Source organism: uncultured Aquimarina sp. (genome assembly GCF_947496855.1).
Lineage (GTDB): Bacteria > Bacteroidota > Bacteroidia > Flavobacteriales > Flavobacteriaceae > Aquimarina.
In genome coordinates this window covers 180017-198433 of the sequence record NZ_CANMED010000001.1, presented here as the reverse complement: position 1 = coordinate 198433, position 18417 = coordinate 180017, and the positions used below count along the sequence as shown (strand labels likewise).

Below are 18417 nucleotides of genomic sequence, written 5' to 3'. Positions count from 1 at the left end.
ATAAAAACATATGAAAACAATTAAAATCTTATTCTTATTGTCGACAATAGTCTCAACAATAGGATGTTCGGATTTGGAAGAAAATCCGGTAGGAATTTTGGCTCCAGAAAGTTTTTTTAGTTCTTTAGATGATTTACAGGTAGCTGTAAACGGAACTTATGGTCGTGTGGGACACGAAGATATTTGGGGAAGAAAATTTACGTTAACCATTATGGTACGTGGTGATATGGTAGATATTGGAGATCCGACCACTGCACAGAGAAGAATTGATCACAATGATTTTACAGTATTGTCAGATAATGGAATGATTGATGATTTTTGGCCTGCGATGTACCAAACCATTGCTGCAGCAAATCAAGCAATTGCGGGAGCGGAGTTATTAGATGCAGATGAGGCAGAAGAAAATGAAATTATTGCTCAAGCATATTTTATGAGAGCATTCACTTATTTTCATATGGTGAGACTTTTTGGGGATATCCCCTATTTAGATACGCCTGTTACCGATATTCAAACCGCATCTTCTATAGGTTCTACACCAACAACCGAAGTATATGAAAACATCATTGCAGATTTAGAATTCGCTGAAACCTGGTTACCTAACACACAAACAACAAGAACATTACCGGCAAAGGCTACAGCTACTTCTTATTTGTCTTTGGTATACTTAACTATCGGGAATTACCAAATGGCTTATAATAAGGCCAAAGAGGTAATTGACAACGAAGGCACCTATCAATTAGGTTTAGAATCTAATTTCCAAGATTTATTTGATTCGTCCAAACAAGATGCTTCACAAGAACCATTATTTGCAATTGATTTTCAGGCAATAAGAAACATTAATCAAAGTGATGATGGAACCGATTATGCACCACCATTAACAGGAATTAGATCAGATGAACAATATGACCTTGGTGGTGGTTGGTCCGTTGCTGTACCTTCTTTAGAAGTTTTTGACACCTGGGATGACCGAGATTATAGAAAAACTGTGAGTTTTGATGCTACCGGAATTTTTAATGGTATTGTGGAACCTTATACGGTATTTACGGATTTTAATACAAGAGCAGTAAACCGTCCTCATATTGCTAAATATACTCGATTCATAGGAGCAACGGCTAATGGAAATGGTCGGGCATCAGAAACTAATTATGCTACAATGAGGTATGCAGAGGTATTGTTGATAGCAGCAGAGGCATTAAATGAAATTAACGGTGGAAGCGAAGAAGCTCATCAGTATGTAAATAGAGTAAGAGCTAGAGCTCGAAATGGTTCTGATTTCCCGGCTGATGCTTCTGGTTTGTCTCAGGACGATTTTAGAACTATGGTATTAGAAGAACGCAGATTAGAGCTAGCCTTCGAATTTAAAAGATGGTATGATATTGCTAGAAGAAAAATGGGAACAGAAGTATTTGGTTCAACTGGATTTGAAGGGCAAAAAGCGAACTTTGATGTAGGTCGCGATTATTTATTGCCTATTCCAAATGAAGAAGTACTAAGAAATCCTAATTTATCTCAAAATGATGGGTATTAAATAATAACAATATTTTAAATATATAATCGCTCTGGAGAAATGTAATAAAACCATAAAAATGAGTTGAATTAGCCTTCTAAAATCATTAATGGTTTGATTTAGTTAGACTTCTACTAGCGAAGTAAATGCAACTAATTAAAGATTAGTCAAAATCCTGGATACTAAAGTTGTGTGTGTATGAATAATAAGTAAAATTATTGTTTGTTATGTATCCTTTACTCCATTGATCATTAGGTTGGTCAATGGAGTATTTTTTTATTCAAATCTGTTACGTAAACAATTAATACTAATAAGTTATCGATTGATTCATAAATTGAAGCGTTTCCATTAAAATGTTTAATAAAAGGGTCATATATTTGTTATGAACTAGCGAAGTTGTATGATTACGATTAAAGAAATTACCTCCAAAGCAGATTTGACTACATTTGTTAAGTTTCCTTTTGAATTATATAAAGACTCTCCCTATTACGTTCCTTCTATTATTAAAGAAGAATTAGATGTAATGAATCCCAAAAAAAACCCCGTTTTTAAAAATGCGGTGGCTAAATATTTCTTAGCATACAAAAATGACAAGATAGTAGGAAGAATAGCAGCAATTATTAATTGGATTGAAGTAAAAGAGCAACAAAAATTAAAAGTCCGTTTTGGATGGTTTGATGTCAATGATGATATAGAAGTTACCAAAGCTCTTTTAGAAAAAGTAGCGGAGTTTGGAAAACAACATTCTCTTGAATATATGGAAGGTCCTGTAGGATTTTCTAATATGGATAAGGCAGGTATACTAATTAAAGGGTTTGAAGAACTTAATACTATGATTACCTGGTATAATTATCCATATTATCAAAAGCATATGGAACAACTTGGTTTTGAAGATGCAGCGACTTGGGTAGAATACAAAATTAAAGTCCCTACAGAAACTAGAGAAAAGGTAATCAAGTTTGCAAAAATTATTAAGGAACGTTATCAACTTCAATTACTTAAATTTAAGAAAAGTAAAGAGTTATTGAAATATGCAGATGATATGTTTGATTTACTGAATAAAACATACAGTAGTTTACAGACATTTGTACCTATACAGCAGTACCAAATAGAAATGTATAAGAAAAAATACTTACCATATTTAAACCCTGAATACATTACTTGCATTGCTGATAAAAATGGAAAATTGATTGCTTTTTCGATTGTTATGCCATCATTCTCTAAAGCTTTGAAAAAAATGAATGGTAAAATATATCCATTAAAATTTCTACATATTCTTAAAGCACAAAGAAGAAATGACACTGCTGCTTTTTATCTTATTGGAGTTGATCCAGAATATCAAAACAAAGGGGTCACTGCACTTATATTTAAGGAAATGAATGAAACTTTTCTTCGTAATGGTATAGAAATGGTAGAGACCAATCCAGAGCTGGTGGAGAATAAAGCCATACAAGCCTTATGGAATGATTATGAGCACGAGCAGCATAAAATGCGAAGAACATACAGAAAAGATTTTTAAAATACCTGTCGAATAAAACTATTCTTTTTTGAGTAGGAAAATTAACCAATATAATTTCTAAATTAATCAACATAATATATAGATCTTTTTGATTTTAAGATCTTATATAAATCTAAAAACTCAATATTATGTTAGAAAATCTTTTGAAAATTTATGGAATTCCAATAGCTAAACAAAGGAAAATAAAAAGCTATTAACGGCGGTGGTCATCTAAATACAGAGCGTCTTTGGTGCTATAATGATTTTGATTGTACACCTAACCACATATACTGCAGCGTAACTTGCTTTAATCCTTGAATTCTTTTTGAGTTACCACATTCTTAATACATTCAGAAACATATATAAAACTAAAAAATCCATTAATTAACGGATTTTTTAGTTTTATATATGTTTTTAATTCTTCTTACTCTCCCATTGCTTCCGCAAGGGCAGCAGACATTTTTTTGTAGGTTCCGTTTTCTAAAGTTTCTCTGATTGCAGAAAATGCATGTAACGTCTCTTCAATATCTTGCATTGTATGAGAAGCAGTAGGAATTAATCGCAACAATATTAACCCTTTAGGAATAACAGGATACACGACAATAGAACAAAAGATTCCATGATTTTCTCTAAGGTCCTTAACTAATGCCATCGCTTCAGGAATACTCCCCTTTAAGTATACTGGAGTTACACAACTTTGTGTAGTTCCTAAATCAAAACCTCTATCTCGTAATCCATTTTGTAAAGCATTTACATTTTCCCAAAGTTTTGCTTTTAACTCTGGCATGGTACGCAACATATCTAATCGCTTAAGTGCTCCAACCACTAATTGCATCTGCAATGATTTAGCAAACATCTGCGAACGTAAATTATATTTTAAATAGTCTATAATCTCTTGATCTGCAGCAATAAAAGCGCCTGTACTCGCCATAGACTTAGCAAATGTAGCGAAGTATACATCTATTTCATCCTGAACTCCTTGTTCTTCTCCTGCTCCTGCTCCAGTAGCTCCCAATGTTCCAAAACCGTGAGCATCATCAACAAATAATCTAAAATTATATTTATCTTTTAGTGCTACTATTTCTTTCAACCTTCCTTGCTCACCACGCATTCCAAAAACCCCTTCAGAGATTAATAAAATTCCTCCTCCGGTTTTTTGAGCCATTTTGGTGGCTCTCATAAGATTTTTCTCTATACTTTCAATATCATTATGACGATAGGTATATCTTTGTCCTTGATGCAGTCTAACCCCATCAATAATACAAGCATGCGCATCTACATCATATACTATGATATCATCTTTACTTACCAACGCATCAATCGTGGATACCATTCCTTGATATCCAAAATTCAATAAATAGGATGCTTCTTTATGTACGAACTCAGCAAGTTCATTTTGTAATTGTTCATGAAGATCTGTATGTCCACTCATCATTCTAGCACCCATAGGGTACGCAGAACCATAAGCAGCTGCAGCCTCAGCATCCACTTTACGAACTTCTTCCATATTAGCAAGCCCCAAATAATCATTAATACTCCAGGTAACTACTTCTCTACCCTGAAACTTCATTCTATTTGATATTGGCCCTTCTAACTTAGGAAAAACAAAATATCCTTCTGCTTGATCTGCCCATTTTCCCAAAGGTCCTTTGTCCTCATATATTTTATCAAATAAATCTCTCATCTACCGCAAATTTGATTTCTTTAAGTGTGCGAAAATACAGAAAATTGACGTGATAGCATAATTATATCCAAAATCACTATTATAAACTATTTTTTCACAAAAAAGCACCTGTACAATATCAGATGCTCACGTTTTTCTATTATTAAATTTTACTTAACAAACTGAACTTTTGTAGCATCTTCTTCATGAATACTATCGAAAAATCCTTGCTCCATCATCCACTCATCACTAAACACCTTACTCATATAACGAGATCCGTGATCGGGTAAAATAACTACAATATTACTATTCTCGTCAAATTCTCCTTGACTCGCTAATTGTTTTACACCTTGTATAGCTGCTCCGCTAGTATATCCCAGAAACATTCCTTCTGTTTTTACCAATTCTCTTGCCGTGTGTGCACTATCTTCATCGCTTACTTTTTCAAACTTATCAATCACATCAAAGTCTGTTGCACTCGGAATAAGGTTTTTACCTAAACCTTCAATTCGATAAGGGTAAATCTCTTCTTCATCAAATTCTTTAGTTTCGTGATATTTTTTTAAAACAGAACCGTAGGCATCAATTCCTAACACTCTTATCGCGCTGTTTTTCTCTTTTAGATATTTGGCAGTTCCTGAAATAGTTCCACCTGTTCCACAACATGCCACAAAATGAGTTATATGACCGTTCGTTTGATTCCAAACTTCTGGCCCAGTAGAATTATAGTGTGCATCAATATTCAATTGATTAAAATATTGATTTATATAAACTGAACCTTTTATCTCTTGATGAAGTCTCTTAGCCACTTGATAATAGGATCTCGGGTCATCAGCACTTACGTGCGCTGGACACACATACACTTTTGCTCCCATATTCTTGAGCATAGCAATCTTATCCTTAGAAGATTTAGAGCTAACTGCTAGTATACAATCATAGCCTTTTATGACGCTTACCATAGCTAAACTGAAACCAGTATTTCCACTAGTAGTTTCAATAATAGTATCACCAGGTTTTAGGATACCTTTTTTTTCCGCTTCTTCTATAATATAAAGTGCAATTCTATCTTTAGTGGAGTGTCCAGGATTGAAAGATTCTATTTTTGCATAGAAATTTCCTGGATAGCCTTTCATAATTTTGTTTAATTTTACAAGTGGGGTATCACCTATAAGCTCTAAAACATTATTATAAGCCTGTATATTTTCTCTCATAAGGTTGTGTTTTACACAAGTTGGTAGAACTGAAAAAGGGGAGTCTACAAACTGTTACAAAAACGCTACGAAGTTACGTTAATTTTTTTAATTAATTCTTTATCCCTTCTAAATCTAGCAAAAAAGCATACTCTTCGGCAACTTCTTTAAGCGCTTCAAATCTTCCTGAAGCTCCTCCGTGACCAGCTTCCATATTAGTATGCAATAACAATTGATTCGTATCTATCTTTAACTCTCTTAACTTAGCTACCCATTTTGCAGGTTCCCAATATTGTACCTGAGAATCGTGTAATCCCGTAGTCACTAACATATTTGGATATTCTTGCGCTACCACATTATCATAAGGCGAATAAGATTTCATATAATCATAATATTCTTTCTCGTTTGGATTACCCCATTCATCATATTCTCCAGTTGTTAACGGTATACTATCATCCAGCATAGTGGTTACAACATCTACAAAAGGTACAGCAGCCACAATACCATTGTACAACTTTGGTGCCATATTTACTATAGCTCCCATTAATAAACCACCCGCTGAACCACCCATTCCGTAGAGGTGCTCGGATGATGTATATCCTTCTTCAATCAAGAATTTAGAACAATCAATAAAATCAGTGAATGTATTTTTCTTTTTAAATAATTTACCATCCTCATACCAGGAACGTCCAAGATATTCTCCTCCTCGTATATGTGCTATTGCATAAATAAATCCTCTATCCAATAGACTTAAACGTACTGTAGAAAAGTATGGGTCTATCGTAGAACCGTATGATCCGTAGGCATATTGAAGTAACGGATTAGTACCATCTTTTTTAATGTTTTTTTTATAAACTAATGAAATTGGCACCTTAGTTCCATCAATTGCAGTTCCCCATACCCGTTCAGAGATATAATTATTCTTATCAAAATTACCTCCTAACACCTCTTGTTCTTTCTTAACCTCCTTTTCTCTAGTATTCATATCAAAATCAATGACCGAATTGGGAGTGGTTAACGAATTGTAGGCATACCTAAGTGTTTTAGTATCAAAATCCACATTGGTGCTTACATAGGCTGTATAAGTTTCATTATCAAATGGAAGATAGTAATCATCAGTACCATCCCATTTCTTAATATTAATTCTATTTAATCCATTACTTCGCTCGCTTATTACCAGATACTCCTTAAAAATATCAACATCCTCTAACAAAACATCTTTACGATGAGAAATAAGATTCTTCCAGTTTTCTTTCAAAGTATCTTTTTCTGAAACCTTCATTAACTTAAAATTCTTGGCTGCATCAGCATTGGTCAATACATAGAAACTATCTTCGTAGTGAGCTATTCCATATTCTAATCCTCTAATTCTAGGTTGAAACACAGTAAAATCTCCAATAGGATTATCTGCCTTTAAGATATGATATTCAGAAGTTAGTGTACTACTAGATCCTATTACTATGTATTTTTTGGATTTTGTCTTATAAACAAAAGTATTAAACGTATCATCTTTTTCGTGATAAACCTCATCATCATTCTCCGAATTTGTATTCAGAGTATGTCTGAAAATTTTATAGGATCTTAGTGTTTCGTTATCTTTCTTAGTATAAAACAGTGTTTTACTATCTGCTGCCCAAGTACTCCCTCCAGTTGTAGTTTCGATTTTATCCGGATATATCTCACCTGTTATAAGGTTTTTAATACGTATCGTATATTTCCTTCTACTTATGGTGTCTAACCCAAAAGCTATTAACGTATTATCTGGACTCACATTTAATCCGACCATTTTAAAATAAGCGTGCTCTTCTGCTTCTTTGTTACAATCGAATAATATTTCTTCAGGAGCATCAAGATTTTCTTTTTTCCTAGAATATATAGGATAATCTCTTCCAGTCTCATAGCGTGTAATATACCAATATCCATTTAGCTTGTAAGGCACAGAAGCATCGTCTTCTTTAATTCGGCTTTTCATCTCTTCAAAAAGATCTTTTTGAAAACCCTTCGTATGAGCGGTCATTTTATCATTATAGTCATTTTCACGTTTTAAGTAATCGATCACTTCTGGATTATCTTTATCATTAAGCCAAAAATAATTATCGACACGAACATCATCATGTTTTTCCAGATGTGTAGCTTTTTTGTCTGCGATTGGGTTGTGAATTTCTATCTCCAATGTTCTTTCTTTAATATAGTTACGAGAAGTTGCAAAAGTAATAGTTAACGATCATATAACTCTATGGCTTTTCACAATAATCTCTTAGTTTATTAACAAGTAAAATACTAATTTTGTTCTTAATTAATCATTAAAAAAAACACCAATGTTTGGAGATATGATGGGAATGATGGGTAAACTAAAGGAAACCCAGAAAAAAGTTGAAGAAACAAAAAAAAGATTAGATACTGTTTTAGTAGATGAGAATAGTACAGATAATCTTCTTAAAGTTACAATTACTGCTAATCGTGAAATTAAAAGTATTTCTATTGCTGATGAATTGCTAAATGATAAAGAGCAACTAGAGGATTATCTAATTCTTACGCTTAATAAGGCGATTGGAAGTGCAACAGCAGTTAATGAAGCTGAACTAGCTGCAGTGGCTAAAGAAGGAATGCCAAATATTCCTGGATTAGATTTATTCAAATAAAATCTAAAAAAAACAAAAGAGGAAGCAAATTGCTTCCTCTTTTATATCTATAATACAATAACGAATTAGTTATTGATTAATCTAAATTCTGTTCTACGGTTTGACGCATGTTGACGTTCAGTACAAGTAACACCATCAGCACATCTATTCTTTAATCTATTTTCTCCATAACCGTTAGCAACCAATCGACTACCGTTTACACCTTTAGAAAGTAAATATGTAACTACAGCTTGCGCTCTTCTTTCGGAAAGGCTTTTGTTATTTGATTTAGAACCTCTAGCATCTGTATGAGAGGCAATTTCCATTTTAGATCCTGCATTATTCTCTAATACTGGCATTAGCCTTGTATCAATGATACTTTTAGCTTGAGCAGTTAATGTAGCACTCCCTAAATTCCAGTTAATTGGTAATGCAGAATATTCAACTAAAGAACACTCTACTTCTTTCCAACTTGTTAATCCTCCTTTTTGAGTAAGCACTTCCTTGCTTACTGTTTTAAAAGTGGCAGGAACAACTACTTCTTCCTTATATGAATCCTTAACCATAACCGTTTTAGTAATAGTTGCATATTCTGCAGGAATTACTGCTTCAATTACTCGAGCTGGTTCTGCTATTACTCTTTTCGTATATGAACTAGGTTGCTCTGCAATTGCAGAACTTGTAGTAGAAGCATCCGAACTTAATGTCTGGATCGGTACAGTAGTAAACTCTGCTGGATACCCTTTATAACACCAGTAACGACAATCATCTGGATTACTTGATGCACAATCAGGTGCTGGTGACCCAAGTTCCCACTGAGCGTAAGCTGGTTTGATTTCTACTGTTTCTGCTCCTTTACCAAATTTAGCAGGAATAACTGCTAATTTTGAAGCTGCTTGTTTCTTAATAAAAGTTACAGTTTCATTTTTATATTTAGCGGGAATAGTAGTAAGTTTTTTTCCTTCTTCTTTTACTAATACTTTTTCAGTTACAGTCTCGAAAGTAGCTGGAAAGGTTTTTAATTTTTTATATTCTGGTGTAATTTGCACCTCTACCGTTTGGTTTTCATAGATATCTGGAGTTGTACAACGTACATAGCATTTTCCAGGTTCTGGGTTAGGTGGAAGGTCTTGAGCTTGAACAGTAATTCCTGCAATTGCAAGAAACACGAATAGAATGTGTCTTTTCATAGTTGATGATTTTTTGTGGTTATTATTATGTTACATTTAAAGGTACGAAATTATAAAGATGAAAAGGAAATGTTAAAATTAACATTTAACAAAATAGACGTATTTTCGATGTATTGTTCTTTTATTCGACAAAAGACCAAAAAAAAACCTTATTTGTGTTTTTTTATATTTTTCTTTCTGCTTTTTATTCTATATTTTTAACAAAATCATTCTAAAATTCTTTAAAAAATCGACAATATGTTTGAACTCAAAAATAAAGAGGGATCCAGTTATCATTTCACTTTAAAAGCTAAAAACGGACAAGTCATTCTAAGTAGTGAGGTTTATAACAGTAAAGCTGCCGCTGTTAATGGAATAGCTTCTATACAAAAAAATGCTGTTGAGAATGGAAGGTATGAACGAAAAACCGCCAAGGACGGAAAATTCTTTTTTAATCTAAAAGCATCAAATGGTCAGGTAATTGGTAGCAGCCAGATGTATTCTTCTGAATCAGGAATGGAAAACGGTATTAATTCTGTAAAAGAAAATGCATCAGAAGCTGAAACTACAGAAATCTAGATATAATAAATGTTATATTTTATAATTTTAAATAAAGCTGTTCATTTAATTTTGAACAGCTTTACTTTTTTATAGCGTTTGTAATAGTCCTAAAAAATATTCGTGCATTTCTTGGGTATAATCTAAATGTGTTACAAACCTAAGCTTTCCTTGCCCCATTCCGTAAAAGTGAATGTTCTTTACAGCCATCTTTGCTATAAACTCCTCTTCATTACCATTGATAGTAAATATAATAATATTTGTATCGATAGGCTCAACACCAGTTACAAAGGATAGTTCTTTTAAAACCTTTCCAATCTCTTTTGCCTTTCTATGATCTTCTTGCAAACGGTCTATGTGATTTTCTACTGCATATAATCCTGCTGCTGCCATATATCCGATTTGACGCATACCCCCTCCCAAGACTTTCCTAATCCGAATAGCTTTTTTCATAATTTCCTGATTTCCAATCAAAACAGAACCCATTGGGGCTCCTAATCCTTTGCTGAGACAGACAGAAATGGTATCAAATACTTCTCCATATTGTTTAGGATCTTCTTTCATAGCTATTAAAGCATTCCATAACCGTGCTCCATCCAAATGATATCCTAAATTATGATCAGTGCACACTTTTTTGATTTTAATAATTTCTTGGAAATCATAACAAGCGCCTCCACCTTTATTAGTAGTGTTTTCTACGCAGACTAAACTTGTTAAAGGGCTATGATAAAAATCTGGTGGATTAATAGATGTTAGAACTTGATTAGCTGTTATCATACCTCTATTCCCATCAATCAACTTACACGAAACTCCACTATTAAAAGAAACTCCTCCTCCTTCATAATTAAACACGTGGGCATATTTATCTGCAATAAGTTGTTCACCAGATTGCGTGTGTAATTTAATAGCCGCCTGATTTGCCATACTACCAGATGGAAAAAACAAAGCACTCTCTTTACCAAACATGTTGGCTATTTTATCTTCTAAAGCATTAACTGTTGGATCTTCTTTATACACATCATCTCCCACTTCTGCATTCATTATTGCATTTAGCATTTCTGGGGTAGGTTTAGTAACTGTATCACTCCTAAGATCTATTATCATATACTATTCTAGTTAAAACGTTTATTATTTGCTATCAATGTTATAAATCAATTAAAACTCACATCTAAAACTTCCTATTGGAGAACCATCTGGAATTTTTGGCGAAGGTACTATTTTAAATTTCTCAGGATTAGTCATAAAATCCTGAATTTGCTTTAAATAGTAGTCATTATAAACTGTGTTTGAATCTTTTGCTTTTTCAGTATTCAATAGATTTTTAACGTTGTTTAGAGAAGCATACGCCAAAGCTCTTACCTGAGAATAACTATTACTATTAACACCTAAGTTCATTAGATGTTTTAATGTATTACTTTTTACCGTATGCTGAATTTCATTATGATAATTATTTTTAGGTTTAGACTCAAAAACTACTTTGATCAATCTATCCAAAACTTCTGATGCTCCCAATTGTTTTGGATCTAGACTACTTTGCTGTACTAAACGCGAAATTCTTTCCGGATGCAGTAATAGGGACAAACTCATATCACTGGCAGTAGATGTAGCACTCAGTGCATCAAAAGCTACACCTGTTTTACTATTAAAAGATTCTCTGGAACGACCATAACCAAAAGCTCTTGGCGGAAACAATTTTAGTTTATCTTCAGGAATAGCCAAAACTTCAGGAGATAACGTTTTCAGTATTTGTTCTAGTGCTTCTTTTTGTTCTTTCTCTGAAATTACCTCTACAATTGTTTGTTTATCTCCTTTGGTCGAATAATTATAATTAAGGCCGCCTATCAACTTTACTGCCGCTTCTGTTTGATATCTATGAAAAAAGTATAAAGGAACGAATACATCCTCTAGAACTGAATACGTTTCACCCGTTTTTATATTATCTTCTGAAAAATTACGAATTGCAGTTTCTCTAACTTCTAGTACATTCTTTAATTCTTCAGAAGGGCTTTTTCCATTATCCCAGAGATGCGCTAAACCATGTGCTCCTCCTTTAGGTCTTGCATCACTATCAGAAATAAAACGCAACCCGGAAGCATAAGCATTGTCTAAAATTTTATTGAGCTGCTGACTTTCATCTACTTTCTTGTCAAATTCTGAATAACTATAAGCCACTGTTACTTTATCCCAAACTCCTATTTTAGTATCATAAGCATCAGAGAAGTCTATTTCTTTATCTTTTAAACGGATGGTTGGATGTGGATAATCCATGACCGATGCTCTATTACTGGTACTTGCAGCAAAGTTATGTGCAAACCCTATCGTATGTCCGACTTCGTGTGCTGACAATTGACGAATCCTAGCAAGAGCCATTTCTAACATTGGCTTATAATTATCATCAGTATCCGCAAAAGGTTTGTTTGATAAAGCTTGCGCAATAAGAAAATCCTGACGTATTCTTAAACTACCTAAACTTACGTGTCCTTTTAATATTTCTCCTGTTCTAGGATCTACAACGCTTGCTCCATAACTCCATCCTCTCGTAGACCGATGTACCCACTGAATTACATTATACCTTAAATCCATGGGATCTGCTTTTTCAGGAAGCATTTTTACCTGAAAAGCATCTTTAAATCCAATGGCTTCATACGCTTGGTTCCACCATCTTGCACCTTCTAATAAAGCAGATCTTACTGGTTCTGGAGTTCCTGGATCTAAATAATAAATAATAGGTTCTTTAGCTTCGCTTATAACTAGCTCTGGGTTTTTCTTTTCTAATCTATGTCTAGTTATATATCTTTTTACGATAGGCTCCTGTATCGGTGTCGCGTAATCTAGATAAGATATTGATAAAGCTCCACTCCTAGGATCAAATTCTCGTTTGTTATAATTATTGTCTGGTAATTCTACAAAAGAATGATGTTGGAGTACGGTGAGAAACTTCGAATCTGGCGCTACAGACCATATCTTTCCTCGATTAGGGGATCCTTTATATGTTATTAACGCTTCGAACTCTACATTTTTCAAAAAGGCCTTTGTTCTTTCCAAACTTAAGGCGCTTTTAGTTTTATCCACACTATAAACACCTTCTTTCTGACTTTTTAATCTATTAATGATACCGTGAGTATCTTGCAACAAAAATGGTGTTAAATCAATAATATAGCTACTCTCTTTTTTTTCTTTTATAGGAAAACCAAATAATACAGATTTGGCAAATGCCTGTTCTACACTTTTTTTCTCGAGCTTGTTTTCCGTGATAGCTCTATATCTTTTATTAGGTTGCACTAATAACAATTTGTTTCCTGCTTTTTGAAACTTTACAACCACACCACCCCCTATTTGTCCTCTATCTAGTCCAATATCATTAGATCCTAAACCTGTGGCTAACGAATGAACATATAAAAACTCTGTGTTTAATTTATTAACTTCTAAATATATCTCATCCTTACTTTCACTATAATGAAAATTAAAATACCCTTTATAAGATTTTAAATCCTTTTGTTTTTCCAGAAACTGTGCCGAAAGAAAATGGCAAACTATTAAAAACAAGCAAGTAATATTTATTTTCATCTTGAAATGATTTATGTGATTTGAAAAAACAATAAAACTATAAAATAATAGTAAAATTATTTCCTACTGAACTGTTAAATCCTATTTTTGTCAAAAATAACTGAAATATGATTAATACTGAGACTTTACAAGATCTTAGGGAGCGCCTGGTTGCGTTAAGGAGGTATCTTTGACATTGATGCCAAACTTATCCAAATAGCTAACGAAGAAGAAAAAACGTATGCCCCTGATTTTTGGGATAATGCCCAAGAAGCAGAAAAACTAATGCGTGCTCTTAACGCAGAAAAAAAATGGGTTTCTGAATATGAAAAAAGTGTTACCCTTGTTGATGATCTCGAAATTCTTTATGAGTTTTATAAAGAGGGAGATGCAACAGAAACGGAAGTAGATGAACGCCATTCCATTGCCTTAGAACTTATAGAACATCTCGAGTTTAAGAATATGCTTAGTGAAGAAGGTGATAGCATGAGTGCTGTAATCCAGATTACAGCTGGAGCCGGAGGAACAGAAAGTTGCGATTGGGCTAGCATGCTTATGCGTATGTATCTAATGTGGGCGGAAAAACAAGGTTATAAAATTAGAGAACTTAACTATCAAGGAGGAGATGTTGCTGGAATCAAAACGGTAACCTTAGAAATCGATGGTGAGTATGCTTTTGGATGGCTTAAAGGTGAAAATGGAGTACATAGATTAGTACGTATTTCTCCTTTTGATAGTAATGCTAAAAGACACACCTCTTTTGCTTCCATATACGTATATCCACTAGCGGATGATAGTATTGAAATTGACATTAATCCTGCCGACTATGAAATCATCACCTCTAGATCTAGTGGTGCTGGAGGACAAAATGTAAACAAAGTAGAGACTAAAGTACAACTTACCCACTTTCCTACTGGAATTCAAATTTCATGTTCGGATACTAGGTCGCAGCAAGAAAACCGATTAAAAGCCCTACAAATGCTGAAATCGCAACTTTTTGAATTGGAACTCAAAAAACAGCAAGCGCAAAGAGATGAAATCGAAGCTTCTAAAATGAAAATTGAATGGGGATCTCAGATTCGCAACTATGTAATGCACCCTTATAAACTCGTAAAAGATGTGAGAACTGCAGAAGAAACTGGAAATGTGGATGCTGTTATGGATGGAAACATTGATGCTTTCTTAAAAGCATATCTTATGATGATGGGACAAAGAATTGAAGATTAATAACTACAGGTATGACAACAATATATCATAATCCAAGATGCAGCAAATCTAGACAATGTCTTGCCATTTTGGAAGAAAAAAATGAGGATTTGAATATTATTAAGTATCTAGACACGCCTCTGACTGAAGAAAAATTATCTAAAATCATAGATCTTCTAGGAATAAAACCCATTGACTTAGTTAGAAAAAATGAAGCAATCTGGAAACAAGAATTTAAAAGCAAAACCTTAACAGATAATCAGCTTATAAGAATTATGTGTGAGCATCCAAAACTTATTGAAAGGCCTATTGTAATAAAAAACAATAAAGCAATTATTGGAAGGCCTCCTGAAAAAGTTGTAGATATTCTGTAAAAAAAAACAGAGTCGTTTTCATAAGAAAACGACTCTGTTTTTTTGTATTACTCTTTAAGATTAAAATACTATAATATTCTATTATCTTGGAACTGGTAAAGAAGGCCCCATATTCTCGGAAGCAATTGTAACTCCCCCTACAGCAACAACTAAAGTGGATCCACTACCTATACTATTATGTTCCCCTCTAATATATACTTGCCCACTTGCTGGCATTACAAAAAGGTCTGAATCACTAGAGTTACTGGTTCCCGCACTCAAACTACCAAGTAATGCACCTGATGGAGAGTCTGCTCTAGCTTCTACTTGAATAGTGTACCCCGTACTTCCTCCTGAACTGACACTAATTTCCACAGTGTCACCCGCATTAGCTGTCAAAAGACCTGTACTTAAATCCCAAGTAGGTGTTGTAGTTACATTAAATACTATAACCTCTCTGGTAACCTCTGTAGCTTCGTTCCCTGCAGAATCAGATACATTATATGTTATAGTATATGTTCCTACAGTATTTAGATCTACAACTCCTGTTGTAACAATTTCAGAAGTTAAATTTCCATCTACATTATCCGAAGCAGTAGCACCAGAATCGGTATAACTACCACCCAATTGGACTAAAACACTAGGAGCTCCAATCAAAGTAATTACTGGAGCTACATTATCCACCACATTAATTGTTCTCACAACTTCGACAGCTTCATTATCAGAAGAATCCATAACATTGTAAGTTCTCGTAAAAGTCCCTACAGTATTTGTATTAACAAAGGTACCTCCAAATACAATTTGATTGGTGATATTACCATCAAAATTATCTGAAGCGGTAACTGTTTCTGTAAAAGCTTCTCCAACAGGAATATTTATTGAAGGACTAAGGATGCTAATAACAGGGATCACATCGTCAATTACATTAATTGTACGCAAAACTTCTTCTGCTGTATTATTAGAAGAGTCCATCACATTGTAAGTTCTTGTAAAAGACCCCAGCGTATTTGTATCTACAAAATCACCACCGAAAACTATCTGATCAGTTAAATCCCCATCTGTATCATCCAATGCTGTAGCAGTTTCTATATACGAATCAAAAACAGCTATCTGAAGCATCGCTGCACCATTAAGATCAATAACTGGTGCATCTGTATCAAGATCAATAAAAGTAAGATTAACTTCTGATAATCTAGTGACAGGAGTTGTATTCGCATTAGCAACAATAAATTCTACATCATGGTCTCCCATAACAGTACCAGTATATTGTCCTGTAGATACTCCTATTGCAACAGGAATGTCTTCTCCTGGTTGATATATCACGTCTTCATACACAAAACTTCCTGCTTGCGATGAACTGTACGTCATTGTATATGATGAGCTACTTACAGTTTCTACAATTTCGAAATTAATATCAATAGCTGTATTGGTTGCTAGAGTAGGTTCAATAGTTGTTGCTGTAAATGTAAAGTCAGGTGTTTCTCCTACTTCTATTCTAATGATTTTTGATTTAGCAATACCTAAACTACTAGTTGCTGTAAGTGTAAACTCAACAACTCCAACGGTAAGTCCTCCGAACTTCCAGATAATATCACCAACTGGAACTTCCACAGCAGTCTCCGGATTTACCTGAACTCCATTTGCAGTAATACTTCCAGTTCCTAACACATCTGCATCTGGCGTTTCAAAGACATATTGTACATCATAAGTTGCAGAACTAATCTCTTCGATATTAAGGTTTAAATCGATTTCTCCATTAACATACGTAATAGCTTCAGGAGATGCTGTCACATCAAATGTAAAATCTGTATCATTTACATTATATGTTAACACAAATTCTTCTTCTCTATTAGACTGATCTCTTATAGTTAAAGTTACCTTATTAGTACCAACTGCAGTTCCTTCATATTCTATAGTGTATTCAGGACCATCAGGTAAATCAACAAATTGATTTTCTGTTACAGCTACAGAATTCAAAAAATATGATCCTGCTCCTTCTGTCACATTATATTTTATCTGGTAATCCCCTACATTAATATCACCTCCACCAGTTATAGTAAATTGAGATGCTTTCTTAGTATCTACAAATGTTTCTATTGTAGTTTCGCTAAACTCTACTTTAAAAAACACTACTAAATCATCTGTTATTTCTTTTGTACAGGCAATCCCGATAAATAATAGGATAATACCTGAAACGACATATTGATAAAATTTTTTCATCTGTAGTATGTTTATTTATTTTAATAATTTGATTATCAAAAACCTCTCTTTTAAAAGTTTCTTTCTGAAAAAATTATTTTAATATTAATTTAATTCCAACACCAAAATAAGGAGTTAATTCTCCAATATCGCTATTGAAGTGATATATCTCTTGGGCTTTAATATTAATTGCAACTGTAGGAATTAAAAATATATCCGCATCTAGTCCTGCATATGCTCCAAAAACTACATTACTTGTTTCAATATTCAAAACCTGATTATTTTCTAGAATCTCATCACCATTATTAATAGTCTCGGAACCTACTGTCCCACCTGCACCTAGAGCAAGTGCAAATGTTCTCTTATTATTCCTAAGTACATCAAAAAAGAACCCTGCATTAAAAGCATATAAATTAACAGGTATTTTTATATCTTCATAATCTAATTTTGTGAAATTAGTTTGGATACTGAATTGTAAATAATCAAATTCATTTACCTTATAATCAAACGCAGCTATTCCGGCAAAACCTCCATCTACATAACCACCCGTTAACGACAATGCTGTTTTATGACTCTGAGCATACGTCGTAATGGAAGAAAAAAGAATAAAGACTACTAATAACAAGTTAGTACTTATAAGTTTTTTCATAAACTCTATTTTATAATTTTTGATAATATTTATTTTTTGCATTTTCCCTTAAAAACAGCTGCAAAACTAAAAAACCGAAACGTATTTTGCACTATAAATATTGTGTCTTTCTTGTAACTAAATTCTTTCAAATCATAAAAAAATATAAGCATTATCTCTTTTTTGTTAATTTATCACAACAACTTGAACACACAATAGACTTACAATGAACTTAATACATTATTTAACACCTCTTTAACCGTAATCTTTCCGACCTAA

The 18417-nt window shown here is 33.5% G+C and carries 14 protein-coding genes; 6 read left to right on the top strand and 8 right to left on the bottom strand.

The window, feature by feature from the left end:
• Nucleotides 1-10 precede the first annotated feature (10 nt).
• Together Q0921_RS00950 and Q0921_RS00945 are read left to right on the top strand one after the other, a co-directional pair.
• Entirely contained in the window at nucleotides 11-1528 is a 1518-nt protein-coding gene (locus tag Q0921_RS00950; protein WP_299251943.1) for a RagB/SusD family nutrient uptake outer membrane protein, read from the top strand.
• Between the two features lie 379 nt (nucleotides 1529-1907).
• On the top strand, nucleotides 1908-3026 hold the full coding sequence (locus Q0921_RS00945; protein ID WP_299251940.1) for a GNAT family N-acetyltransferase: 1119 nt from the start codon (nucleotides 1908-1910) through the stop codon (nucleotides 3024-3026).
• 403 nt (nucleotides 3027-3429) lie between these two features.
• Here the strand turns inward: Q0921_RS00945 and Q0921_RS00940 are convergent, their stop codons facing one another.
• The 3 genes from Q0921_RS00940 to Q0921_RS00930 form a co-directional block, all read right to left on the bottom strand.
• Nucleotides 3430-4689: an aminotransferase class I/II-fold pyridoxal phosphate-dependent enzyme gene (locus Q0921_RS00940; protein ID WP_299251937.1), complete on the bottom strand. Its 1260-nt coding sequence runs from the start codon at nucleotides 4687-4689 to the stop codon at nucleotides 3430-3432.
• Between the two features lie 149 nt (nucleotides 4690-4838).
• Nucleotides 4839-5879, bottom strand: coding sequence for a PLP-dependent cysteine synthase family protein (locus Q0921_RS00935; RefSeq protein ID WP_299251934.1), 1041 nt, complete (start codon nucleotides 5877-5879; stop codon nucleotides 4839-4841).
• Between the two features lie 91 nt (nucleotides 5880-5970).
• A complete protein-coding gene (locus Q0921_RS00930; protein WP_299251931.1) occupies nucleotides 5971-8031 on the bottom strand; it encodes a S9 family peptidase in 2061 nt (686 codons plus the stop codon).
• 145 nt (nucleotides 8032-8176) lie between these two features.
• Between Q0921_RS00930 and Q0921_RS00925 the strand changes: the two genes are divergently transcribed.
• Nucleotides 8177-8500 carry a YbaB/EbfC family nucleoid-associated protein gene (locus tag Q0921_RS00925; RefSeq protein ID WP_299251929.1) on the top strand — a complete coding sequence of 108 codons (324 nt, stop codon included), beginning with the start codon at nucleotides 8177-8179 and terminating at the stop codon, nucleotides 8498-8500.
• A 65-nt stretch (nucleotides 8501-8565) separates the two neighbouring features.
• Here the strand turns inward: Q0921_RS00925 and Q0921_RS00920 are convergent, their stop codons facing one another.
• Nucleotides 8566-9669: an OmpA family protein gene (locus Q0921_RS00920; protein WP_299251925.1), complete on the bottom strand. Its 1104-nt coding sequence runs from the start codon at nucleotides 9667-9669 to the stop codon at nucleotides 8566-8568.
• 237 nt (nucleotides 9670-9906) lie between these two features.
• Between Q0921_RS00920 and Q0921_RS00915 the strand changes: the two genes are divergently transcribed.
• Nucleotides 9907-10227, top strand: a complete 321-nt coding sequence (locus Q0921_RS00915; RefSeq protein WP_299251919.1) for a YegP family protein — start codon at nucleotides 9907-9909, stop codon at nucleotides 10225-10227.
• 69 nt (nucleotides 10228-10296) lie between these two features.
• Here the strand turns inward: Q0921_RS00915 and Q0921_RS00910 are convergent, their stop codons facing one another.
• Together Q0921_RS00910 and Q0921_RS00905 are read right to left on the bottom strand one after the other, a co-directional pair.
• Nucleotides 10297-11310, bottom strand: a complete 1014-nt coding sequence (locus Q0921_RS00910; protein ID WP_299251914.1) for a low specificity L-threonine aldolase — start codon at nucleotides 11308-11310, stop codon at nucleotides 10297-10299.
• A 51-nt stretch (nucleotides 11311-11361) separates the two neighbouring features.
• Complete coding sequence (locus Q0921_RS00905; protein ID WP_299251909.1) at nucleotides 11362-13773, bottom strand: zinc-dependent metalloprotease; 2412 nt, start codon at nucleotides 13771-13773, stop codon at nucleotides 11362-11364.
• Between the two features lie 107 nt (nucleotides 13774-13880).
• Between Q0921_RS00905 and prfB the strand changes: the two genes are divergently transcribed.
• Together prfB and arsC are read left to right on the top strand one after the other, a co-directional pair.
• Nucleotides 13881-14979 (top strand): peptide chain release factor 2 gene (gene prfB, locus Q0921_RS00900; RefSeq protein WP_299251904.1). Its coding sequence is split into 2 segments (ribosomal slippage): nucleotides 13881-13943 and nucleotides 13945-14979, totalling 1098 coding nucleotides; the frame shifts between segments, so codons are not numbered across the junction.
• 11 nt (nucleotides 14980-14990) lie between these two features.
• On the top strand, nucleotides 14991-15332 hold the full coding sequence (gene arsC / locus Q0921_RS00895; protein ID WP_299251897.1) for an arsenate reductase (glutaredoxin): 342 nt from the start codon (nucleotides 14991-14993) through the stop codon (nucleotides 15330-15332).
• A gap of 81 nt (nucleotides 15333-15413) precedes the next feature.
• Here arsC and Q0921_RS00890 read toward each other — a convergent pair whose 3' ends face one another.
• Together Q0921_RS00890 and Q0921_RS00885 are read right to left on the bottom strand one after the other, a co-directional pair.
• Entirely contained in the window at nucleotides 15414-17531 is a 2118-nt protein-coding gene (locus Q0921_RS00890) for a DUF5011 domain-containing protein (RefSeq protein ID WP_299251894.1), read from the bottom strand.
• Between the two features lie 73 nt (nucleotides 17532-17604).
• Nucleotides 17605-18159: a conjugal transfer protein TraO gene (locus tag Q0921_RS00885; RefSeq protein ID WP_299251892.1), complete on the bottom strand. Its 555-nt coding sequence runs from the start codon at nucleotides 18157-18159 to the stop codon at nucleotides 17605-17607.
• Nucleotides 18160-18417: the final 258 nt, after the last annotated feature.

Coding starts and splice junctions, on each gene's coding strand:
- Q0921_RS00950 (WP_299251943.1), top strand. CDS start 11: ATGAAAACAATTAAAATCTTATTCTTATTGTCGACAATAGTCTCAACA.
- Q0921_RS00945 (WP_299251940.1), top strand. CDS start 1,908: ATGATTACGATTAAAGAAATTACCTCCAAAGCAGATTTGACTACATTT.
- Q0921_RS00940 (WP_299251937.1), bottom strand. CDS start 4,689: ATGAGAGATTTATTTGATAAAATATATGAGGACAAAGGACCTTTGGGA.
- Q0921_RS00935 (WP_299251934.1), bottom strand. CDS start 5,879: ATGAGAGAAAATATACAGGCTTATAATAATGTTTTAGAGCTTATAGGT.
- Q0921_RS00925 (WP_299251929.1), top strand. CDS start 8,177: ATGTTTGGAGATATGATGGGAATGATGGGTAAACTAAAGGAAACCCAG.
- Q0921_RS00920 (WP_299251925.1), bottom strand. CDS start 9,669: ATGAAAAGACACATTCTATTCGTGTTTCTTGCAATTGCAGGAATTACT.
- Q0921_RS00915 (WP_299251919.1), top strand. CDS start 9,907: ATGTTTGAACTCAAAAATAAAGAGGGATCCAGTTATCATTTCACTTTA.
- Q0921_RS00910 (WP_299251914.1), bottom strand. CDS start 11,310: ATGATAATAGATCTTAGGAGTGATACAGTTACTAAACCTACCCCAGAA.
- Q0921_RS00905 (WP_299251909.1), bottom strand. CDS start 13,773: ATGAAAATAAATATTACTTGCTTGTTTTTAATAGTTTGCCATTTTCTT.
- arsC (WP_299251897.1), top strand. CDS start 14,991: ATGACAACAATATATCATAATCCAAGATGCAGCAAATCTAGACAATGT.
- Q0921_RS00890 (WP_299251894.1), bottom strand. CDS start 17,531: ATGAAAAAATTTTATCAATATGTCGTTTCAGGTATTATCCTATTATTT.
- Q0921_RS00885 (WP_299251892.1), bottom strand. CDS start 18,159: ATGAAAAAACTTATAAGTACTAACTTGTTATTAGTAGTCTTTATTCTT.